Annotated in this window: 19 protein-coding genes and 1 pseudogene; 2 read left to right on the forward strand and 18 right to left on the reverse strand. The window is 31.5% G+C overall.

The features are described from left to right. Positions 1-25: 25 nt before the first annotated feature. Positions 26-1582 (reverse strand): ABC transporter substrate-binding protein, encoded by a 1557-nt coding sequence (locus CCE28_RS14835; protein ID WP_095134509.1) that lies wholly within the window; start codon positions 1580-1582, stop codon positions 26-28. A 192-nt stretch (positions 1583-1774) separates the two neighbouring features. Between CCE28_RS14835 and CCE28_RS22595 the strand changes: the two genes are divergently transcribed. Continuing rightward, a complete protein-coding gene (locus tag CCE28_RS22595) occupies positions 1775-2158 on the forward strand; it encodes a hypothetical protein (protein ID WP_095134510.1) in 384 nt (127 codons plus the stop codon). A 63-nt stretch (positions 2159-2221) separates the two neighbouring features. Here CCE28_RS22595 and CCE28_RS14845 read toward each other — a convergent pair whose 3' ends face one another. From CCE28_RS14845 to CCE28_RS14875, 7 genes are all read right to left on the reverse strand, one after another. Then, positions 2222-4051 carry a YcaO-like family protein gene (locus CCE28_RS14845; protein WP_176461851.1) on the reverse strand — a complete coding sequence of 610 codons (1830 nt, stop codon included), beginning with the start codon at positions 4049-4051 and terminating at the stop codon, positions 2222-2224. Between the two features lie 65 nt (positions 4052-4116). Then, the gene (locus CCE28_RS14850) at positions 4117-4449 is read right to left on the reverse strand and encodes a YlbF family regulator (protein WP_095134512.1); all 333 of its coding nucleotides are present in this window, start codon (positions 4447-4449) and stop codon (positions 4117-4119) included. Between the two features lie 360 nt (positions 4450-4809). Then, positions 4810-6018, reverse strand: a complete 1209-nt coding sequence (locus tag CCE28_RS14855) for an ROK family transcriptional regulator (RefSeq protein WP_095134513.1) — start codon at positions 6016-6018, stop codon at positions 4810-4812. 85 nt (positions 6019-6103) lie between these two features. After that, a complete protein-coding gene (locus CCE28_RS14860) occupies positions 6104-7153 on the reverse strand; it encodes an aldose epimerase family protein (RefSeq protein WP_095134514.1) in 1050 nt (349 codons plus the stop codon). 13 nt (positions 7154-7166) lie between these two features. Then, positions 7167-8678: a UDP-glucose--hexose-1-phosphate uridylyltransferase gene (gene galT, locus CCE28_RS14865; RefSeq protein WP_095134515.1), complete on the reverse strand. Its 1512-nt coding sequence runs from the start codon at positions 8676-8678 to the stop codon at positions 7167-7169. A 10-nt stretch (positions 8679-8688) separates the two neighbouring features. Continuing rightward, positions 8689-9675, reverse strand: a complete 987-nt coding sequence (gene galE / locus CCE28_RS14870; protein WP_095134516.1) for a UDP-glucose 4-epimerase GalE — start codon at positions 9673-9675, stop codon at positions 8689-8691. A gap of 24 nt (positions 9676-9699) precedes the next feature. Beyond that, positions 9700-10869 carry a galactokinase gene (locus CCE28_RS14875; protein ID WP_095134517.1) on the reverse strand — a complete coding sequence of 390 codons (1170 nt, stop codon included), beginning with the start codon at positions 10867-10869 and terminating at the stop codon, positions 9700-9702. Between the two features lie 279 nt (positions 10870-11148). Here CCE28_RS14875 and CCE28_RS14880 point away from each other — a divergent pair, with 279 nt between their 5' ends. Then, entirely contained in the window at positions 11149-11601 is a 453-nt protein-coding gene (locus tag CCE28_RS14880) for a helix-turn-helix transcriptional regulator (protein WP_095134518.1), read from the forward strand. A gap of 120 nt (positions 11602-11721) precedes the next feature. Here CCE28_RS14880 and CCE28_RS14885 read toward each other — a convergent pair whose 3' ends face one another. The 10 genes and pseudogenes from CCE28_RS14885 to prdD all read right to left on the reverse strand — a co-directional run bounded on the left by CCE28_RS14885 (position 11722) and on the right by prdD (position 22783). Continuing rightward, entirely contained in the window at positions 11722-12786 is a 1065-nt protein-coding gene (locus CCE28_RS14885) for a (Fe-S)-binding protein (RefSeq protein ID WP_176461852.1), read from the reverse strand. Between the two features lie 61 nt (positions 12787-12847). Further along, the gene (locus CCE28_RS14890) at positions 12848-13783 is read right to left on the reverse strand and encodes a sulfurtransferase (protein ID WP_095134520.1); all 936 of its coding nucleotides are present in this window, start codon (positions 13781-13783) and stop codon (positions 12848-12850) included. A gap of 130 nt (positions 13784-13913) precedes the next feature. Further along, positions 13914-14576: a TVP38/TMEM64 family protein gene (locus CCE28_RS14895; protein WP_095134521.1), complete on the reverse strand. Its 663-nt coding sequence runs from the start codon at positions 14574-14576 to the stop codon at positions 13914-13916. Positions 14577-14668: 92 nt separating this feature from the next. Further along, entirely contained in the window at positions 14669-15685 is a 1017-nt protein-coding gene (locus CCE28_RS14900) for an ABC transporter ATP-binding protein (protein WP_095134522.1), read from the reverse strand. Next, positions 15667-16479 (reverse strand): ABC transporter permease, encoded by an 813-nt coding sequence (locus CCE28_RS14905; protein WP_095134523.1) that lies wholly within the window; start codon positions 16477-16479, stop codon positions 15667-15669. Before CCE28_RS14905 ends, CCE28_RS14900 begins: the two co-directional genes overlap by 19 nt. A 15-nt stretch (positions 16480-16494) precedes the next feature. Continuing rightward, positions 16495-17358, reverse strand: a complete 864-nt coding sequence (locus CCE28_RS14910; RefSeq protein WP_330396865.1) for an ABC transporter permease — start codon at positions 17356-17358, stop codon at positions 16495-16497. A gap of 333 nt (positions 17359-17691) precedes the next feature. Further along, positions 17692-19275 carry a sensor histidine kinase gene (locus tag CCE28_RS14915; RefSeq protein ID WP_095134524.1) on the reverse strand — a complete coding sequence of 528 codons (1584 nt, stop codon included), beginning with the start codon at positions 19273-19275 and terminating at the stop codon, positions 17692-17694. Positions 19276-19471: 196 nt separating this feature from the next. Then, positions 19472-20344, reverse strand: a complete 873-nt coding sequence (locus CCE28_RS14920; protein ID WP_095134525.1) for a sulfite exporter TauE/SafE family protein — start codon at positions 20342-20344, stop codon at positions 19472-19474. Positions 20345-20521: 177 nt separating this feature from the next. Beyond that, positions 20522-21532, reverse strand: a complete 1011-nt coding sequence (locus CCE28_RS14925; protein ID WP_095134526.1) for a proline racemase — start codon at positions 21530-21532, stop codon at positions 20522-20524. 12 nt (positions 21533-21544) lie between these two features. Further along, a pseudogene (gene prdD / locus CCE28_RS22600) lies at positions 21545-22783 on the reverse strand (proline reductase cluster protein PrdD). Positions 22784-22986 lie beyond the last annotated feature (203 nt).

The following is a 22986-nucleotide window of genomic DNA, read 5'->3' on the forward strand; positions in this document are numbered from 1 at the left end:
CTAAAGTGTCCTTATCTCCTTTCCTTTATTCTTCAATATAAGCATTATATAGGATATGATATCCCATAGGACTAGGCTTAAATCCTTTAATATTCTTTCTTGTTCCAACAACTTCTTCTCCATTTTGTAAGAATACCCACGGAGCCTTTTCTACTATTTTTTCTTGAATTGTATAATAAAGTTCCTGTCTTTCTGCAGAATCTTCTAAGATTCTTCCATCTTCTAACATCTTATCAATTTCTTCATCTCCAAAGTATGAGAAGTTATTACTACCCTTCATTGAAGAGTGGAATAATGGATAAAGTCCCATATCTGGGTCTGGAGCTGACATGGTCCATCCAACTATGTATAAGCTTTGTCTAGAATTCTTAAGACCTTCTAGATAAGCACTCCACTCAAGAACTTGTATCTTTAAATCTATACCGATTTCTTTTAATTGACTTTGCATAATAGTAGCCATGTCAATTCTTTCTTTTCTATCATTTGTCCAAACTTCTGTAGAGAATCCCTCTGGATATCCAGCTTCCTCTAATAACTTCTTAGCTTCTTCAATATTCCTCTCTGGTATATGTAAATCTTTATTAAAATACTTAGCTCCAGGTCCTATAGGTCCCATGGCAGGTTTTCCTACTCCCCTAAATACAGATTCAACCATAGGCTTAGTACTTAAAGCTAATCCTATAGCCTTACGAACTTTAACATCATTAAATGGTTCCTTTTCACAGTTAAATCCTAAGTATTGAGTAGATAGATTTACTTTTCTAAGTAATTCTAAGTCAGGATTTTCGTCCACTCTAGGAACATCCGTAGGAACTATATTATAAGCTATGTCTACTCCACCACTTTCAAGTTCTATAGTTCTACTTGTAGCCTCTGGAATAGCCCTTAGTACAATTTCTTTAAACTTAGGCTTTATATTTCTGTGCTCATCGAATCTTTCTAAGACAATATTGTCCCCTTTAACCCAGCTTTTAAACTTGTATGGACCAGTTCCAACTGGGTTCATTCCATAATCATCTCCAGCTTCTGTTACAGCCTTTTCATTTAACATAACTCCTCCCCCTATATGAGTTATGTATGTTAAGAATACAGAAAAAGGTCTCTTCAGTCCCACTACAATAGTGTAGTCATCTTCAATTTTAATTTGATCTGGATCTATTTCTCCCACAACGTGCTTAACAGCACTACCTTCCTTATTAAGGGCTCTTAATAAACTAAACTTCACATCACTAGCTTTAAATTCTTCCCCATTATGGAATTTAACACCTTTTTTTAAATAAAACTTATAAGTTTTATCATCAAGCTTTTCCCACTTTTCAGCCAGTTGACCTACTAACTCATTGTTATCATCTAATGTAAGTAGATTTTCATAAATTTGAGCCATAACACTAGATGATGCAATATCATTTGTAGTATGCGGATCTAGAGTTTTGGCATCATAGGATGTTGCCACTACTAAAGTATCTTTAACTGTACCTTCATCAGTAGCTGCTTGTTCACCACTTTGGCCACAACCAGCTAAACTTCCAATTAAAAGTGCCAGTATGCACAAGATACTTAAAATTCTTCTCTTATTCACCATATCCCCTCCGTTTTATTATTCTGAAAATTGTAAATTTTCATCTTGTTACATTTCTGTATAATATATATTTTTCCTTTTTTTTTCGTATGACAAATTTTTTGAAAAAGATAAACTTATCCCACACCAATTTATAAGACTTGTCATATTATATTATTGAGAACAAAGCTAAACTTATTTAAGGGGGAAATTTTAATGGATAAACATCGTGGCCATTTAGATAGAAAAGATTGTATGAAGAGCATGGATTGTATGCACTCCATGAAGAGCATGGATTCTATGCATTCTATGAAGAGTATGGATTGTATGCACTCTATGCATTCCATGCATGCTATGCATTGTATGAACTCTATGCATTCCATGCATGCTATGCACTGTATGAATTCTATGCATTCCATGCACTCTATGCATGCAATGAAGCCTATGCATTCTATGCATGCCATGAAACCTATGGATTCTATGCACTGTATGAACTCTATGCATTCTATGCACGCTATGAATTGTATGCATTCCATGCAGCCTATGCACTCTATGCATTCCATGCAGGCTATGTGTTGTATGACTCCTATGAAAAAATAATTAGGTCACATTTAAATGAAAAAGCTCCTAGTGGCCTTAAGGCAACTATGAGCTTTTTCTATATTAAGCCATATTCAACGTTTCTTTTAACTTGTTTTGATTTATGGGGTTTTCCACATACTTATCTTTTAATCTCTTATATACCTTTTCCATTTCCTCATACAAGCAATGTTCTCTTAGGTCACATTCTTTACAATTCCAACATTCCATCTGCCCATAGCGGCTAAGAATTTTCTCTGGATTTCCAAAATCACCTATTACTCCATAAATAATAGATACTGGATAAAAGGTACTTAAACGCTTTATGGTATCTTCTTCATCTAAACCATCTATCTTTGTTCCAACATAATCTCTAGCGCATTTATAATAGGTCTTTTCCATTTTGTTATATAGATTTTGTTCCATATTATTAATATATTTACTCATGGCTTCATGCGCTTTTACATAATCACCATCCTTATAATATAGGGCAGCAATAAATAAATCAATTTTCACATAATACCAAGGAAATATGTTTTTCACAGGAAGATTTAATAATTGAGTAATAGACGCTTCACTATTATAATTTGAATTATGGAAAAAATCCATCATTTCTTTCATTTCTTCCTTGGATATATTTTCTAAATTTCTTATATATCTTTTGATTTTATTATAATTACCATAGTCATCTATTGCCTTAATGTTATCCAACTCATAAATTTCACTGAATCTTGGCACAATAATGTGGAAACTTGGAAAACCTAAAAAGGATACATCTCTTATAAATACATTATATCCTTTCTTTTTTAGTAAATTCACTAAATATCTTAACATTTCCTTATTGCTTGATGGCCTATGGTCTTCAAATTCCTTAAAATCATAACTAAAGTTTGGATTAAATATTTCAGCAGGATAGAAACCGGACCCATCTACAAATATACCTATAATATTGTCTTCTTCATCTTCAATTTCTGTCTTATATGTGTACTCTGTTACCCCTCTCATACTTCTAATATCTTGCCCTTGTAAAAGTTCAGTTAAGGTTCGCTCTAAGGCTATTTCAAAGATTGGATGGGCACCAAATTTAATAAAATAGGTTTGATCATCCTTATTAATATAAATTACTCCTACTACTGGATATCCTTCCCCTAATGAGCAATCTTTTACGATTACTTCATAATTTCCACTAGATTCTATTTGAGATATCATATTCTTTATTTTAGGAAACTTTTCTAAATAACTTACTGGAATGGTTGGAGGTGTTATTCTATTTTTTATGATTTCCTTATTCACATATCTTTCAAATACTTCAGATAACCCCTGTACCAAAGCTTCTTCCACTGTATTTCCTCCACACATACCATTAGACATATACATCTTTGAGATCATTTTAATTGGAATATGTGATATCTTATTATTGATTATATTTAAGTAGGGTAAACCTATAAAATCAGAAGGTGTATCCTCATATGAAATGAGTTTCCACTTTTCTAATAGTTCCTTTTTGTCTATTGTTCCATTTATTTTAGCCATTTGCTCCTTTATCCAATCTTCCTTACTGTTCATAAACGCATCTAGACTTAAGTTCTTTTCATCTGGAGCATAGTAAAAACCTTTGTATTCTAATGATTTTTTACTAAGGTCTTTGTTGAGTCTAAAAAAAGACTGATTTTGTAATCTTTCCATAAGTTCTCCATAGGCACTTGCTAATGCATAGTGTTGTGTAGTTCCTTTTCCATTTGTACGCAAATCTGTATTTGCAATATTTAGATTTATAGAATAAAAACCATCAGCAGAATTTTGCCATCCTGTTTCCACTGTTAAGAGTCCTAATTCCGTAAGGATATTCCTAATTCTGTTAATAGTATCTATAGGTAACTCATCCTTATATTTTCTCGTACTAAATAAATCCATTGGAGATCCTCCCATATGAAATATTATCTCATCCCTTATAAACTACTAAAATAATAGAATTTTTACTATTTTAGTTCAGAATCTAATTGATTATTTATTTCCTTATATAATTTAGACATCATATTATTAAAATTTTTTCCTGCCCTTATGAATCTGTTTACCTGAGGATTTCTAGAAAAACTTTTGAACTCTTGGTCTAACTGTGCCGCAAGACGTTCCGATTCCCTTTTAGATCTATTTCCAGAAAATATCTCCATTTGCTTCCTTTGAAATCTTTCTATTTCTTCCTTTAAATCCTTATATTTTTCTATATCAGCTTTGGCTCTTTTCAATTCAGCAAATTCTTTAGTACTTTTAATGTCACGCACTAAGGCTCTAGCTGTTTGTTGTACACTCATTCCTTTCACCTCTTTTTAAATATATTTTACATAAAAGCGTTCCTATTATTATATTCTCTCAGAATTCTATATGTTACTTTTTTAGGTATGTATGTACTACTTCTATACTCAATAAACTATAGCTACTTACAAGAGAATATGAATGAAAAATTTTTACGAGGTGGAACATCAGAACATCTCCTGTTGCAAACAATTGCGAACCTTCTATCGTTAGTATAATATTCACACTCAATATTCTGATAGTGACTTACCTTATAAACGTTTTCATTTATATGACCGAAGTAAGTTCACACATCCTTAGCTTGAATAATATGTCTATGGCTTTCTACATATAAAAAAAGATGTGAATTAATCACACCTTTAATTAATAGAAAATAGATCTCTTATTATTAGAGCTGCTGCTCCTATAATTCCTCCATTTTCCTTTAAATCAGTTTCCCCTATATATAATCTTTTACAATTTAATATACTTTTTTCCTCTACTACCCTTTTAATTTCATCATATATAAATTCCTTAGCATTAGAAACTCCACCTGCTAACAATACCTTCTCAGGATTTAGTATGTTAATTAGTATGGATATGGCTAGCCCCAGATAATAACCAGTATCTTTCATTATAGATATACATATCTCATCACCTAGGAGACCTTCTTCATATATATCTTTTGAAGTTACTTTTTCTAAATTTCCTTTAAATTTATCTCTTAGAGTAGATGTTTCTCCACCTTTTATTTTTTCTAGAAACCTATCTTTTATGGCAGAACCTGAAGCTAAAGCTTCTAGACATCCAACTCTACCACATTTACACCTTATGTTTTCTTCTGTTATATGTATATGGCCAATTTCCCCTGCTGCAAATTGTTTCCCTTCATATAGTTCTCCATTTACGTAGATTCCTGCTCCTATTCCCATGCCCACATTTAAAAGTATGAAATCTTCACATTCTGTTGCTTTCCCAAACCACTTTTCCCCTAAAGCCATAACCCTAACATCATTTTGTATCTTTATGACTTTTTCAAATTCTTTTTCAAAATAGTCTTTCACATTTATATCATAATAATTAAATGCTGGCGCATAGGATAATATACCTTCTTTAGAATTTACTACACCGTGAAGACCCATTCCAATGCCCAACACTTTTTCATATGCTATATTTTCATTATTAATTACTTTTTTTATTGCCTTCTTTATGGTATTTACCTTATCCTTAAAATCTCCATTTTTACTGAAATATAAAGTTTCTTTTACCATTAAATCTCCATCTATATTTACTATGCCTGCACTAACCTTTTCAATTCCCATATCTACTCCTATGGCATATACATTTTCCTTATTTAGTTCTAGTAAAATAGGCTTTCTTCCACCACTAGACTCTCCACTTCCTATCTCTCTAACTATGCCCTCTTCTATTAACGTCATAGTAATACTAGATATGGTGGCTGGATTTAAACTAGATTTTTTAGCTAGATGAGACCTTGATATGGGACCTTCTTGTCTCATTAAGTTTAGGACAACTAGCCTATTAATTCTCTTCATTAATTTCTTATCAGCTCTATCTATATTTCTCAACTAAAGTCCTCGCTCCCTTGATTGTCAGTTGTTTATCCTTTGTGATTTTTAGTTTTTTAATTTATAAATAAGGATTAATACTTCCCTACATTTTTGAAAATTTATACATAGTATATGCCCTATATTTATTTTCTGGAGTATAAAGGGTTGTTGGAAAATTAGGTTGGTTTATATGATCTGGATAGTCCTGTGTCTCTATACATAGGCCTAAATGTTTTCTACCTACTATTCCTTCCTTCAATGTTATGGTATCATCAATAAAATTTCCCGTATACAAAACAGCCACTGGCTGATCCGTATATACTTCTAATCTTCTACCACTTTTTTCATCTTCAAGTAGAGCTTTATAACCTTCAGCCCTATTAAATACAAAGGGATGGTCATATCCTCCACAAATTTTTAAATCCCTAATATTATCATGAATATGACTTCCCACCCTTTTACCTTCTTTGAAGTCAAAGGCTGTATTATTAACATCCATTAGCTCTCCAGTTGGAAGGATTTCTTCATTTACTCTTACATATTTATCAGCCTTTATAGTTAGCTTTTGATTTAATATATCTTCTTTTAAATTTCCAGATAAATTAAAATATGAATGATTAGTTAAATTTATAATGGTTTTTCTGTCAGTGATTGCTTCATAATTTACGTTAAGGGTATTTTCCTCATCTATGGTATATATCACCTTTACTTTTAAGTTACCTGGATATCCTTCTTCTAAATGCTTACTTTCATAATATAAAATTAAGCTTATATAATCTTTCTCTACAATTTCTTCCACTTGCCATAGGACTTTGTCAAAGGCCTTGCTACCTCCATGTAAATTGTTGCTCCCATTATTTTTTACGAGTTTATACTGTTCCTCATCTATAGTAAACTTTCCACCTGATATTCTTCCTGCCGTTCTTCCTACTATACAACCAAAGTAGGGTGATTTTTCCTCATAATCCTGTATATTATTAAAACCTAATACTACATTTTCATATTTATTATTTCTATCTGGTGCAAGAATTTCTGTGATTATTCCCCCATAATTTAAAATATTTACTTTAAATCCATTCTTATTCTCTATAATATATTCATATACGTGTTCCCCATCTTTAGTTTTTCCAAAGTAATTTTTGCCTAATTGCATATTATCCACCTCACTAATTGTTTACAAAATCTATAAACTTTAAAAAGGCACTGTTTCCTATTTCATTGTCTTTAAAGACTCCCGCATGTTCTAAGGCCATACTAAACTTCTTTCCCACTTCATCCTTTAAAATATTATCAATATTTTCTATGGTAAAGTTATTATATTTACATTTTAATTCTTCATACCACTCCCTATGTTTCTCCATATAATCAAAGTCACCTATATTCACCTTATTTAATAAAATATCCTTTAAAGTTTCTAATTCCACTTTCAATCTGGCTGGTAATACGGCAAGACCCATAACTTCTATAAGTCCTATATTTTCTTTCTTTATATGATGAACTTCATTATGGGGATGAAAAATTCCCAGTGGATATTTTTCACTGGTTCTATTGTTCCTAAGGACTAAATCAAGTTCAAATAAACCATCTCTCATTCGACCTATTGGTGTTATGGTATTATGTTCTAAATCATCTGTATGAGAATGTATTCCTACAGAGCTATCTGAATATTGCTTCCATTTATTTAAAATTTTCTCTCCTAAAGTAACTAGTCTATTTTTGTTCTTAGATCTAATTCTAACAACGGACATATACCAGCTTACAATTTCTCCACCCACATCTTCAAATCCCTTAAAGTTCACTTTGCCTTTCATGGGAGCTACTGCCATGGGAAAGTCATAACATCCCCCTTGAAAGTGGTCATGGGATAGTATGGATCCTCCTACTATGGGTAAGTCTGCATTTGAACCTACAAAATAGTGAGGAAATTTTTCTACAAAATCTAACAACCTATTAAAAGTATCTTTGCAAATTTTCATCGGTTCATGTTCACCTTTAAATATTATGCTGTGCTCATTATAATATACGTAGGGTGAATATTGTAAAAACCACTTTTCATCATTAATATGAATGGGAATTATTCTATGATTTTGCCTAGCTGGATGATTTAACCGACCCTTGTATCCTTCATTTTCCTTACATAAAAGACATTTTGGATACTTACTATTTTTCATGTTTTTAGCAGCTGCAATAGCCTTTGGGTCCTTTTCAGGCTTAGATAAATTTATTGTTATGTCTAACTTCCCATAGGGAGTTTCTGTCTTCCAAACTAAGTTCTTATTTATTCTATCCATTCTAATATAATTACAATCTTTGCTTAAACCATAAAAATAATCTGTAGCTTTCTTAGGATCCTCTTCATACAATTCATTGAACTCTTTTATTATGTCTGATGGTCTTTTTACAAATGCCCCCATTATTTTACTGTCTAATAAATCCCTATATACACTAGTATTAGATTCTAATATCTTATTATCATAGGCCCAATTCAAAATATTATCTAATATTTCATTTAAATCTTCTTTTTTTTGTATAGGTTTTTCACACTGTTTATACTCATCTAAATTTAGTATTTCTAGTATCCTATTTCTCGTATAAATTATGTCTTCTTCTTTTATTAGTTCTCTATTAATTCCATAATCTATTAGCTTATCTATTTCATAAAAAATATTAATATCCATATTAACACTCCTATTTATTAAAACCATTAGGGTTATTTTTATGCCACTTCCATGCACTCTCAATAATAGTTTCTACATTTATATACTTAGGTTTCCATCCTAATTCTTTCTTAGCTTTCTCTGCAGAAGCAATTAATTTAGCTGGATCTCCTGGCCTTCTATCACTTATTAGGGCTGGAATCTCATGATTTGTCACACGTCTTGCAGCTTCTATCATTTCTTTCACACTAAAGCCCTCTCCATTACCTAAATTATATATATTACTATCATTACCTGCTCTTAAGCTCTTTAAGGCCAATATGTGTGCCTCTGCCAAATCAGTAACATGAATATAGTCCCTTACACAAGTTCCATCCTGGGTATCATAGTCATCACCAAACATATAAATTCTATCTCTTTTTCCAAGGGGTACTTGCAAAATAAGAGGAATTAAATGAGTCTCTGGATTATGATCTTCTCCAATCTTTCCACTCTCATGGGCTCCCGCCACGTTAAAGTATCTAAGGGATATATATTTTATTCCATAAGCTGCATCAGCCCACTTAAACATTTTTTCCATGGCAAGCTTTGTCTCACCATATGGATTTGTAGGTTCTGTTTTGTCCGTTTCCACAATAGGAACCCTCTCCGGTTCTCCATAAGTTGCAGCTGTAGACGAAAATACTATTTTCTTAACACCATTATCCTTCATAACTTCTAGAAGAACTTGAGTTCCATATACATTGTTATCATAATATTTAATTGGATTAGTCATACTTTCTCCCACCAATGAATTAGCTGCAAAATGTATAACTGCCTCTATATTATTTTCTTTAAATACTCGATCTAAAAATTCCTTATCCCTAATATCTCCCTTATAAAATTTTGCCCTTTCATGTATGGCATCTTCATGACCTGTTTGAAGATTATCTACTATTATAACCTCTTCATTTTGATCTATTAATTCATAAACCATATGACTACCTATATACCCTGCTCCCCCACATACTAATATCATCTTTATTCCTCCTTGTTTATTCTTCTAAATCTCTCTAGCTCCATGACCTATTGTAGCCACATAAAAGTCTGCCTCATATCCTATCTCTTTCATGTATGCATTTGCCACATTAGTAATAAATTCATTTACCCTATTTTTTTCCACTATAGACACAGTACAACCACCAAAACCGGCACCAGTCATTCTAGATCCAATTACTCCCTCTTCTCTCCAAGCTAGTTCCACTAAAGTGTCCAATTCACATCCTGTAACCTCATAGTCATCCCTTAAAGATGTATGTGATTCATTCATAAGCTTTCCAAATTCATGTACATTATTATTGTTTAAAGCTTTCACAGCTTTTTTAGTTCTTTCATTTTCATACACGGCATGCTTAGCCCTTTTTCTATTCACTTCATTAACTATTAATAATTTATTTTCTTCAAATTGTTCCACATTCAAATCGCATAGATTATCTATACTTAATTTTTCTTTTAATTGGAATAATCCCTTTTCACATTCCATTCTTCTCTCATTATATTTAGAGTCTGCAAGGCCCCGCTTCTTATTTGTATTGGCAATAACAATAACATGGTCTTTTAAGGAAACAGGGGCATATTCGTAATCTAATGTATTACAATCTAATAGTATGGCATTATCCTCTTTCCCCATACCTATGGCAAACTGGTCCATTATTCCACAGTTTACTCCTATAAACTCATTTTCTGCCCTCTGAGCCATTTTTACCATGTCTACCATATCTACCTCTAAATTAAACACTTCCTTTAATATGACTGCCGTAACCATCTCTATAGATGCAGATGATGATAAACCTGCTCCATTAGGTATATTTCCATAAAAAAATATATCTAGACCTTTATCCACATTAAACCCATTATCTTTAAATATTTTTATAACACCCTTTGGATAATTAGCCCAATTATGATCCTTTTTATAAATTAATTCTTCTAAATGAAACTCTATTATTCCTAATTCTTTAAAGTTCTTAGAATACATTCTTATCTTATTATCATCTCTTTTTCTAACTAAACCATAAGTTCCAAAGTTAAGAGCACATGGAAACACATATCCACCATTATAATCTATATGTTCTCCTATTAAATTTACTCTTCCAGGTGCTAAAAAGTATCTAATAGAATCCCTGCTATCAAATACAATCTCAAATTCTTTTTTCAAATCCGTCTTTAAGTCCATTATTAGTCCCCTCTCAGCCCAAACTCACTTTTTTTATTGAGTAAATAAAGTTATTAATACAAATTATTCAATATTCATAATAAAGATACCTTCTTTTTTAGTAAAATTTATTTGTTTTTTTACTAAATCACATTGATATTTTTTTCATTTTTAACTTAAGCAAACTTTTTATTTACACACACCCTTCAAAATATGAAATCTTCTGAATTATCTAGTTGTAATTACACCTGTATTGTTATACAATTACACTATATACATATAATAAAGGGAGCGATTTCTTTGACAAGAGAAGATTTTATAAAGATCATAGATGCGAAGGTTAAATTGATTAGAAATGAATTCAATTATACCCAGGACAAAATGGCTCAAATACTGGGTATATCTAAAAAGACTTTAATTCAAGTAGAAAAAGGAAGATCGTCCTTAGGTTGGACAACCTCCGTAGCATTATGCACCTTATTCAAAAACAGTGAAATAATTGAAATGCTCTTTGGTGGAAGTGTGGAAGATTTATTATTAACATTGGCTTTTGATAATTATGAGGAAAATTTCCCAAAGACCTTAGGTGGTAAAGTTTGGTGGAAACATGTTGAAGAAAAATCTGGATATAAAATTCAACAAAATATAATTTCTTCTCATTATAGAATTTTAGACGAAAAGGACAGACGAATTTCATCTTCCTTTGACTTAGATTATATTGAAGACCAATTTAAAAAATTAACTTCTTCATAAAGTTAACAATGTTTTAAAATAAATTCAGTTATTAATAACTCCTTTATTTTAAAATTTAATATTTTGTTTTTCCATAAAAAAAACATACTTAGTATGTTTTTTTTATGGTTTTTAATAATTCTAAAGTTCTTCTATATGTTTTTTAAATTCATATCTATTTCTCCATTTTGTCATTAAAGATTTCTCTTCTTTCGATTTTACTTTTTCATTGAATATTAAATCTAAAATATGAATTCCTTCCTTCCCTCCACGTTGGAGTGAACTGACACACTCTGCACAATAGGTCACTATCCACTTTGAATCTACTTCATTAGCCCTTTTTCTCATTTGATCTAATGATAATTCCCTATTAAATATGGATGCCATTCCTCCAACACCACAGCATAGGGTATTCTCCCTATTATTTTTAAACTCTTCTATATTTACATCCATCTTCCTTAATATATTTCTTACAGATTCATGAATTTCATGTTCATATCTAGTGGGACAAGGATCATGAAGGGCAAATACTCTATTTTCACATGACCTTTCTTTTTTAGGTATACCTATTTCATCTAATAGGGTCCATAAGGACGTGACCTTAATATCTATATTTTTTTTAATGGTCATATAACAATTTTGACAGGCTACTACCACTTCCTCCACATCATTTGACCTAAAGGATTTTTCTAAATGCCCTATCCTTTTTTTAAATTCTTCTTCTTTCCCTAGACAATTGGTAGGATTTCCACAACATTTTATCATAATTTCCAAAGGTGGTATTTTCTCTTTTAAGTATTTGTATGTTTTCATTAGAGTATGGGGATTCTCTGAAATAAGACTGCATCCCGGAAAAAATACTATTTTCCCCTTCCTTTCTAGTGAAAAAATTTTAGAAAAGCTCAACCTTTGATGTATATCTACTCCATTAAAAGTTTTTTTATTATGTTGTACATATGTCCTACACGCTAAAAATAATTTCTTAAAATCAACATTTTTAGGACAAACCTTCTCACAATGACCACATAAAGAACATGAAAATACCATTTCTTCATTTATAGGTCCTTCCATCATTTCTTTCAATATGTTTTTAGGCGAAGTACCATATCTTTCAAGTAAGAGGCATTCCCTAGTACAAAGATTACAATCTATGCATTTATCATATTCATCCTTTATTTTTTTTAATTTATCTTCCCTAGGTTCCATGACTCCCATCCTAACTAATAATCAAATAAGGATAGTATCTCAACTATCCTTATTTGATTATTTACTCTATTGGTAATTCACTCTTTGCTGCCCATTCATAAAATGAAGCATCATAATTCTTTGCATTTTCATAACCCATCATTCTAAGCCCTATTACTAAGTGAGCTGAACGAATACCTGCTGTACAATAAGTAGCTATCTCGTCCTCCTGATTTAGTCCAGCCTGTTTAAATATTTCATCTAATTCTGTAGGATTCTTAAAAGTTCCATCTCCATTTAATAAATCATCAAATGTCAATAGGGTAGCATCTTTAATATGGCCTCCTCTTTTTTCACCGTATTTAATAGCCCCATCATATTCTATTTTCTTTCTGCTATCCAGTATCTTTATATTGTCCATATTACTACTTAGCTCTTCTGTTGATATTACTAAACTCTCATCTAACTTTTCTATTTTAAAGTCCGTTGCCTCATAAGCTTTTTCTTCCTTAGTAGTTTCATATCCTTTTTCTTCCCATAAGTTCCAACCACCATCTAATAGTTTAGAATTATCTAGTCCTGCCATTCTTAACATCCAAAGAATACGCCCATCTTCTCCCCAGGCTTTAGTATTAGCATAAACCACTATTTCCTTGTCCATGTTAACACCAATTTGTGACAATTTCTTACTAAGGTCATCCTTATCTAATACAGTTCCCCAGTCTTCATTTCCAGGTGCCTCATCCATTTTACTAAATTGTTGCCAACTTACACTAATAGCTCCAGGAATATGGCCTCCCTTATAAGGCTTTTCTCCTCTAGCATCTATTATTAATAAATTATCATTATTTAGATTTTCCTTTAACCAGTCTACACTAGTTATATAGCTATCATCCACATACTCCATATTAATTTCCTTAACAACATCCTTATTTTCCTCTACTGTATTTGTACATCCAGTAAAGATCATACTTATTAAAATAGTCATAATACCAAAAGTCTTTAATATTTTCTTCATGCTTTTTTCTCCCCTTAGTCTAGTATTTATACTAATCTACCAGTTCTATGGTACCATAGAAAAAAGTCTTGGGTACAATAGAAAAAACTTATGATATTTTTCAAATTATAGACATTATTTATGCCATTACCTATGGTCTTTCCTTAATAAGCTTTGGTACATATGACATTAATACTAACAAAATGCCCCCAATTCCCACATAGGTAAGCATGATTTTAATGTCTTTCATCCCCTCTGTAAATCCAGCACCTACAAAGGAAAAACCTATAGTGGCAGGCATCATGCATAACCAGGACACTAATATATAGGTCTTTAATTTTATTTTAGTCAAACCGTAGGCATAGTTTTGAAGATTAAAAGGAAAAATAGGAACTAACCTAGTTATCATTAAAATTCTCCATCCCTGATCATCTACGCTTTTATCTATATTCCTTAAAGTTTTATTTTTCTTAACTAATTCCTCTACATAATCCCTTGCAATATATCTTCCTACTAAAAATGCTGCCGTTGCACCTAATGTGGAACCTATTGACCCCAGGATTGCTCCCTTAATAGGTCCAAAAACAACTCCTGATAACAGAGCAATAGGTAGTCCTGGTAAAAAAAATAAGCAAGCCATAATGTAACCTAATACATATATTATAGGACCTAATATTCCATAGGACTCTATCCATTCCTTTAATTTTTGTAAATTGTCTATACTTGTATATTTAAGTAATCCTAATTCCCTTAATGTTAAAGAAATTAGTAATATTACAACTAATCCAATTAGGATCTTCTTATTTTTTCTCATTAATGCCACTCCTTTTTTCCTTTATACCCATACTCATTTTTGCAAAACTCATGGTAAGTAAAAAAAGATGATATTTTTTACCATCTCAAGCCTTAATATACTAGTATTTTATTTTCATCAATTATTATATTTACCCTATCTCCTATGTATAGTTCGTCATTACATATGTCTATTACTTTCAATAGGATATTTTCAACTTCCACTTCGTAATAGGTTTTATCTCCACCATATTTCATGGATTTTATATGACCTACCATTCCTTTAGAATCTTCTTTTCTTATTTTAATTATTTCAGGGCGTATAACGCAAGTTGCCTTTTCTTTATTATCTAGTTGCACCTTCATTTCTCCAAGGGCACTTTCAAAGAAATAATCTTTAACTCTTCCTTCTATATAATTTCTACCTCCGAAGAATTTACATACATCTATAGATTTTGGTCTCTCATATATGTTTTTAGGAGTATCATAATCCTTAATTTGTCCATTTAACATAACTGCAACTTTATGGGAGCATAATAGGGCCTCTTCCTTATCATGGGTAACTAATATGGTAGTTATCTTTAACCTTCTTTGGATGTTTAATACGAACTGCCTCATGGATTCCCTAAGTCTTATATCTAAATTAGAAAAGGGTTCATCTAATAATAATACTTTAGGCTCCACAGCTAAAGCTCTAGCTATTGCAACCCTTTGCTGTTGTCCTCCCGATAACTCCCTTGGATACTTTCTTCCATGACCTGTCAACTCTACTAACTCAATCATTTTATTTACTACTTCTTTAATATCTCTTTTATTTCTTTTAGCCATCTTAAGACCAAAGCCTATATTTTCCTCTACAGTCATATGGGGAAATAGTAAATAATCTTGAAATACTATGACTGCTCCCCTTTTATTAGAATTTTTTTTAAGTACAGACACTCCATCAAATAGTATGTCCCCTTCATCGAAGTCCATTAATCCTGCTATTATCTTTAGGGTTGTAGTTTTTCCACATCCAGAAGGACCTAATAATGATATTAACTCTCCTTCTTCAATAGTCAAATTTATATTTTTTAGTATTTCTTTATGTTGAAATTTCTTGCTCACATTCTTTATTTGGATTTTGGACATGTATATTTCTCCATTCTATAATATGTTTTTGTCATAATATCTAATAAAAATAATACTGCTAATGTTATAATTATAAAAATTATGCCATAGGCGGACCCTAAAGACCTATCGCCACTCTGAATAAAGGGAAACATGACCATAGAATAGGTAATAACTCTACCTCCACCTATTAAAAGAGTTAAAAAATATTGACTAAAGGATATTACAAATACTAAGGAACTAGAGCTTATTAAACTAGGCATAATTAAAGGTAGTGTAATATATCTAAACTGCTGAAACCTATTGGCACCTAACACCTGTCCTTGCATTTCAAATTTGTCTTTAATATTTTCAAAGGCACTAATCAAAATTTTCATACTGTACGGTAGTGTTACTACTAATTGAACTATTATAACTCCTAAGGTATTATTAGCAAGACCAGCCTTAATAAAAGTCACATGTATTCCCATACTCACTGCAACTATTGGTACTATTATTGGAACTATTATTAATGTTTTTATTAATTCTTTTCCCTTAAAATCGTATACACCTATAGCCTTTGCTCCTGGAATACTAATTAAATTAGTTAGTATTGTAACTATAAAGGATATACCCAAACTATGGAATAATACCTCAAAAAAATTATTAGACTTAAATACATACTCTATGCTCCCTATATTAAAACCTGAAGGTTTCATATGGGGCCAAGGCCATCTTGCAGTAAAAGACCATATTATCAATGTTCCTACAGGAATTATTAAGCTCAATATTATTATTTTAATTATAAATTCACATATAAATTTATTTTTTTTCATTTATTTCTCCTAGGTTTATTCATATTTACTAATTTTTTTAAATACTTTAACATACATGATTATGAATATGAACGAAATTGCTGATAAAACCATATTTATAACCATACTATAAGGTCTATGTCTCAAATCTGGATTAGTATATTCAATATATGCCTTTACAGGTAGTGCTCTCGGATTAGTAGGCCCTAATAAAAAAGGAACCTCAAAGGAACCAAAGGAAAAAGCAAATATAATTATAAATGTGCCCATTATACTAGGTCCAGCCAATGGTAATAATATATGGAAGAATACTTGTCTCTTACTAGCGCCTAAGTTTAATGCTGCTTCAGATAATTTAGTATTTATACCCTTTAAAACTGTATATACAACTAACACAACAAATGGTATCTCTTTCCATATGTATGTGAGTATGATTCCTATGCCGTGAGTATCGTAAACTAATTGGAAAAAATCATTATAATCATCTATAAGATTTAAATAATTTAAAATCCTTGAAAGAATCCCTGTTTGAGAAAATATATTGTATATTATTAAAGCCCCTATAGTGTGAGGAATAATAACAGGTATTTTATACAACCAATAATCTATACTTTCCTTATTTTTCTTTTCTAATAATAGATAAGCCAGTAACACTCCTACTAAGACCCCTATACTAGCTGACCAAAAGGAAGTATATAAACTAAACTTTAATGAATCTATGAAGGCTTTATCTTTTATCACTTCTTTATAGTAATATAATGTGAATTTTTCGAGACCCACTTCTGGAAAATATCCTAAACTTATAAAGAAACCTTTCAATATGCCTATAAAGAATATTCCACCTATAATTAGTAGGGTGGGTAGTAGCATAAAAAATATTTTCATCTTTCTATTTATCATTTCTTCACCCTTTTAATCTTTTGATTTATCTATGTATGTAGCTACATCACTTTATAACTCAATAAACTCTGACCACCTACGAGGTGCAATGAATCACAAATTTTTCATAAGGTGGAACATCAGAACATCTTATGCTGTAAACAATTGTGAACCTTCTACTCTAATTATAAGATTCGAACTATTTAGTCTGATAGTGACTTACCTTTGAAACGTTTTGATTTATTGAACTGAAGTAGGTGCCTATACATTGAGCTTAGATATAATTTGTTTATAATATAATCATGCCATATTTTTCTCCATAAATAAAGGTATGACCTTTAGTCATACCTTTATTTATGAATATATATCCGAAAACTCAATGTAAGTTCGCTCAACGGAATTATTATAATAATTGTCGCATATATTATTTTCCATATCTTCTACTATTCTGTTTGGGATAGTCACTGTAAATTTACTTCCATTATTTATTTCACTTTCAACAGAAATATTTCCCCCATGCATTTTTATAAGTTCACTAGTTAATGCAAGTCCTATTCCACTACCTTCCCTATGTCTTTTAAAAGTTTTATCAACTTGAACAAATCTATCAAATATTTTATCAATTTTATTTTTTGGTATGCCTATACCATCATCCTCTACCACAATGGATGTGCTTTCATTCTCCACATTTACCCTAACTTGAATTTTACCACCCTCATTAGTGAATTTTAGAGCATTAGACAATAAATTTAATAATATTCTTTCAAGTTTGTCTAAATCAAAGGCAATATTATGGTCTTCCATATTAGTATCAAATACTACATCAATACCTTTATTTTGAGCAAATTGCACCACTGACAAGGCTATATCTTCTGCAATCTTTACTATATTACTATTGCTAAGTGATAGTTCTAAATAGCCCGCATCTATTTTTGTAACATCTATTAAATTGTCTATTAATCTTATTAATCTATAGCAATTTTGCTTTAATATTTTATGTTCTTTATCCATAAGATTATTATTTTTCTTTTTCAACTCTATCAATTGCAACGTTCCCAATATTAAATTAAGAGGTGTCCTAAGTTCATGGGATATATTAGCAAAGAACTCAGTCTTTAACTTATCATATTCTAATATATTACTTATAACCTCTTCACTTTCCTTTATCTTTTCATCTAAAAGCGCTTCTCTCTCTTTTAAATCTGTTATGTCTACACCCATAGATTGAAATTCTATTATATTTCCATAATCATCGAAAAATGCCTCATCTGTCCATTTCTGCCACCTTAAAGTACCATCCTTGTACACACTTCTATGTTCATGTGTTCTTGTAGGATTATTTATATTAATTCCATCATAACTTCTAAGGACACCTTCCTGTTCATCTTTTGGTACTAAATCTAAAAACTTACTTCCAATCAATTCCTCGTAGGTTTTCCCAAAATAATCGCAATAGGTCTTATTAGCATAGGTCAACGTGGTGTCTGGGAAAAATTTACAAATGAAATCCGTATGATTTTCCACAATGGCAGCATATTGTAAATTCCTTATTTTTTGGCGAGTTTTCCTCTGATTATTTTTAGTTATATCAAAGGCCTTACATATTATATATTTTACTTCACCATCGTCTCCAATTTGTGGTTTTTTTATAATTTTTAATAATCTTTCTTCCCCATTATAATTTTTAATCCACTCTCTTGTTATTACAGTCTCTTTTAAATCCCAAGCTCTCTTAGTACTAGATGTACATCCTAGGGATTCATTATTAGATAAAACTTCATTAAATTTTTTATTTCTAAGATCTTCCTTTGTCTTTCCTAAGAAGGAAGCATGTGTATGATTGGCAATTCCGTATTTATCTATATCTGTTAGAGTCCAAATTTGAATATCAATAAAATCTATGATTTTCTCATACTCCCTTATATCCATTTCTACCATAATTCTATACCCCTTTATCAACTTCGCACTTATTACTAAGTATATTCTCTCTTACTTTCCCTTTTTCCTCCATTTTTTACCATGAAATCTTAAAAAATCTTAAAAATTTATTTTTCATAATTCCCTATAGATAAAAAACAGTTAGTTTCTATATATAGAAACTAACTGTTCTTATCTCTTTTAATCTATTCTTTTATTAAGCTATCTCTTTATTTTCTTTAGCTGCTTTAAACATAGATATAGAAGTGTAGAATATAACTATAATTACTAACCAAGTTAAAATGTTAAGTGGTAATGACTTAACAATGTATGCAGCAATGAAAACTCCTACAGATCCAAATACAGCAATAGCTAATGATGCCTTCTTGTCATAAGCGCCTTCCTTAACGAACTTAGCAGAAGCTGCTGGCATTAAGAATGCACAAGATCCCATCATGATTGGGAAAGCAACCTTAGGACTCATACCTAATGCATAAACTAAAGCCATACAAGGAGCATATAAACCTATACCAATAGTCATTAAAGCACCTAATATGAAGTTAACAACTACAGCAATTATTAATTTAACTCCAGATAATCCAATAGCTTCTCCACCAGCTGGCATTAAACCAACTTTACCAGCTATCATAATGAATGCAACAGCGATTAATGCAGTTGCCATGTAAGTTTGGATCTTCTTCTCATCCATGTGAGATACAAGACCAGCACCAACTACAGCACCAGCAACAGCTGCAAATAGCATAGCTGCTAGAGTAACTGGCTCTACTTCAATACCCTTGATGAAAATGTATGCTTCAATTACAACAGGGATAGTACAAGATACATTTAATGTTCCTGGTAATGTTCTGTCTTTAGTTAATTTGAATTGTCTAAGTAAAGCAGTAGTAGGAGCAAAACTTCCTATACCTAAAGTATCAAAGAAATTAGTAGTAAAACCAACAAGTCCTGAACCAATAAAACTTCCTTCTTCAAAAGTGTTTTCAGCTTTAGCCTTTAATAAGTCTTTAACGAATATAACTGCAAAATATGCCGTCAGTAAGCCTAAAGTGATTAATACCATGTTTAACATTTGAGTTCCCCCTTATCTAAAATAATTTATTATATATAGATTGTCGAATACGTTTTAACATATGGGGACAATTATTCCATAAAATGGCCTAATAACAATAAAGTCCTTAAAACAATCAATAAATGCCCCCTCTTAATTCATCCTAATTCAACAACCCATTATAAACATATTTATTATCTATCTTAAAGTAAATCCATGCTTAAGTGGATCTTCTGGATCTATTAGGAAATGATTAAATCCAGTAATAAAAGCACTTCCTGTTATTTCTGGAATTACAGCTTTATATCCAGCACAATCAACTTCTTCTAATGCTCTTGCCCTAAACATTGTTCCTGTAATACTTTCGTATACAAACTCTTCATTTAATCCAAGATCGCCCCTTGCATATAATGTGGCAACCTTAGCACTAGTACCAGTTCCACAAGGAGATCTATCTACTTGGCCTTCTCCAAAGATTACAACATTTTGAAGGTCTGCCTCTGGACTCTTTGCAGGTCCGTATACTTCTACTAAATCAGCTGTCTTAATATGCTCTAGTGTTGGATGTTGAATTTCAATTTCTCTATTTACTATTTCTAATATTTCCATTCCTACACTAGATAATTTAGTAGTATTCTCTGCACATATGTCTAATCCTAATTCTTCTGATTTAACTAGTATGAAGAAACTTCCACCAAAAGATAAATCAAATGTTACTTTTTTGTCAAGACTAGGTACAAATATTTCTAAGTTTTCCTTATATAAAAATGATGGTACATTTACAATAGAAACTTCCTTAGCCTTTCCATCTTCAACTTTTACTCTAGATCTAATAAGTCCTGCTGGAGACTCTAAGTTTATTTGTGTAAAAGGTTCTACCACTGGAACCATACCAGTTTCTACAGCTATAGTTGCAGCTCCTATTGAACCGTGGCCACACATGTTCAAGTATCCGCCACCATCCATAAATATGATTCCAAGATCTGCATCATCCATTGTTGGTTGAGTAATTATGGAACCAAACATGTCATTATGTCCTCTTGGCTCATGCATAATAGATGTTCTTAATGTATCTAGATTATCTTCTAAGTATGTCTTTTTCTCAGCCATACTTTTTCCTGGTATAACTGGTACCCCACCAATTACAACTCTAGTAGGCTCTCCCATTGTATGTGAATCTACTGCATGTATCGATTTAGATGTTTTCATCCAAAACCCTCCTTACTTACTTTTGCGCATTTTGAGTTTTAAAAGAGCTAAAGCCTTTTTTGCATCTAGGTCAGTTACTGTGTTCTGCCCTACAACTTCAGTCTCAATTCCCTCATCTGATTTATTAAAGTCAACTATTGTATCCATATATTTATTAGTCACTACAAATTGTGCTTGTGTTCCAACGAAGCTAAGTCCCACTAGTGGAATTTGCCTTTTACCTATTTCTTCAATAGTATTTGCATAATCCACATGGCTATTGCCCCAACCATCTACAGATATTATTACCCCATCTGCACGGCTCATTTCTGCCCACTGGGCAGCCATTCTTCCCACAAACTCTTTTTCCTCATTAGCTTGAGGTGTTCCCACTATTAGTACACCTAATAGGTCTACATCCTCATCCTTTGACACGATATTTAATAATGGATCTCTAAAATGATGTAGCGTAGTCTCTTTAGTTGATGGTCCAATTCCCATATTTATCCCTCCTTAATGCATAGCCCTTAGGGCTCCATCTCTATATTGGTTAGGACTTAATATAATAGGAACATTGAACATATCTATTATGGATACGCCGCCTTCCACTCCACCAGGTTCTTTTGGCAATGTCCATGTATCATACATGGCTCCTTGACCTGCCACCTGTTTTACAATCAACACTTTTTTTCTATTTGGGTGTGTTTTATCCGTAAAATCATGTCTTTCGTCACATTTACGTCCATTTACTTTTTTCAATTTTTCTCTTATTTCTTGTATAAAAAAATCACACATTTTATGAACATGTATAATAGCTTCTCTATTAGTTCCCATACCTGACTTTAGTATGGCATCTACATGGATTATTATATCTTCATCACTAGGTGTACCTGCCATATTGGAAACTATTTGATTTTCTAATATGCCTTCAGATGATCCAAACTCAGCTACCTGAATGCCGTCTTCATCAACACCCGTAAGCATAACTAATGTTCCCGTTAGTGTGTGTGTTATTCCTTCTCCTATTTTACCTAAAACCTTTGTGGCTATAGGTATAAAGTCCATTATGGAATTTACAAATCTATCTCTTTCGTTTTTCTTGATTATTTGTACCTTCACTTCTTTTATATATGGGTCATGTTCTGATAAACCTTCTATGGACTCTTTTATATAAAGAATCCCATTATCCATGCAAGTCTTATCACTAAACTTCACATCATTCATATGAAATGACTTTATTGTCAACGTTCTTAATTCCTTAGATTGAGTCATATGATCACCACTTTGTTTATAAAAGGTGTGGTAAAATTATAGCTTTTATCACACCTCTTTTATTTTGTTATTTATAGGGTTTAGAGTTTGGCCTTAAAAATTAAAGCCTCAACTCTTAATCCCTAATCAATTACATTATACTTTAGCTACATACTCATAAGGAAGTGGTATTATTTTCCCTGCTGATGGTATACTAACTAAGT

It is taken from the genome of Anaeromicrobium sediminis, from assembly GCF_002270055.1.
Classification (GTDB): domain Bacteria; phylum Bacillota; class Clostridia; order Peptostreptococcales; family Thermotaleaceae; genus Anaeromicrobium; species Anaeromicrobium sediminis.

Bases quoted from the DNA above. Each gene is read 5' to 3' on its own strand.
- CCE28_RS14835 (WP_095134509.1), bottom strand. From the start codon at position 1,582: ATGGTGAATAAGAGAAGAATTTTAAGTATCTTGTGCATACTGGCACTT.
- CCE28_RS22595 (WP_095134510.1), top strand. From the start codon at position 1,775: ATGGATAAACATCGTGGCCATTTAGATAGAAAAGATTGTATGAAGAGC.
- CCE28_RS14845 (WP_176461851.1), bottom strand. From the start codon at position 4,051: ATGGATTTATTTAGTACGAGAAAATATAAGGATGAGTTACCTATAGAT.
- CCE28_RS14850 (WP_095134512.1), bottom strand. From the start codon at position 4,449: ATGAGTGTACAACAAACAGCTAGAGCCTTAGTGCGTGACATTAAAAGT.
- CCE28_RS14860 (WP_095134514.1), bottom strand. From the start codon at position 7,153: ATGCAATTAGGCAAAAATTACTTTGGAAAAACTAAAGATGGGGAACAC.
- galT (WP_095134515.1), bottom strand. From the start codon at position 8,678: ATGGATATTAATATTTTTTATGAAATAGATAAGCTAATAGATTATGGA.
- galE (WP_095134516.1), bottom strand. From the start codon at position 9,675: ATGATATTAGTATGTGGGGGAGCAGGGTATATAGGTAGTCATATGGTT.
- CCE28_RS14875 (WP_095134517.1), bottom strand. From the start codon at position 10,869: ATGGACTTAAAGACGGATTTGAAAAAAGAATTTGAGATTGTATTTGAT.
- CCE28_RS14885 (WP_176461852.1), bottom strand. From the start codon at position 12,786: ATGGAACCTAGGGAAGATAAATTAAAAAAAATAAAGGATGAATATGAT.
- CCE28_RS14890 (WP_095134520.1), bottom strand. From the start codon at position 13,783: ATGAAGAAAATATTAAAGACTTTTGGTATTATGACTATTTTAATAAGT.
- CCE28_RS14895 (WP_095134521.1), bottom strand. From the start codon at position 14,576: ATGAGAAAAAATAAGAAGATCCTAATTGGATTAGTTGTAATATTACTA.
- CCE28_RS14900 (WP_095134522.1), bottom strand. From the start codon at position 15,685: ATGTCCAAAATCCAAATAAAGAATGTGAGCAAGAAATTTCAACATAAA.
- CCE28_RS14905 (WP_095134523.1), bottom strand. From the start codon at position 16,479: ATGAAAAAAAATAAATTTATATGTGAATTTATAATTAAAATAATAATA.
- CCE28_RS14910 (WP_330396865.1), bottom strand. From the start codon at position 17,358: ATGATAAATAGAAAGATGAAAATATTTTTTATGCTACTACCCACCCTA.
- CCE28_RS14915 (WP_095134524.1), bottom strand. From the start codon at position 19,275: ATGGTAGAAATGGATATAAGGGAGTATGAGAAAATCATAGATTTTATT.
- CCE28_RS14920 (WP_095134525.1), bottom strand. From the start codon at position 20,344: ATGTTAAACATGGTATTAATCACTTTAGGCTTACTGACGGCATATTTT.
- CCE28_RS14925 (WP_095134526.1), bottom strand. From the start codon at position 21,532: ATGAAAACATCTAAATCGATACATGCAGTAGATTCACATACAATGGGA.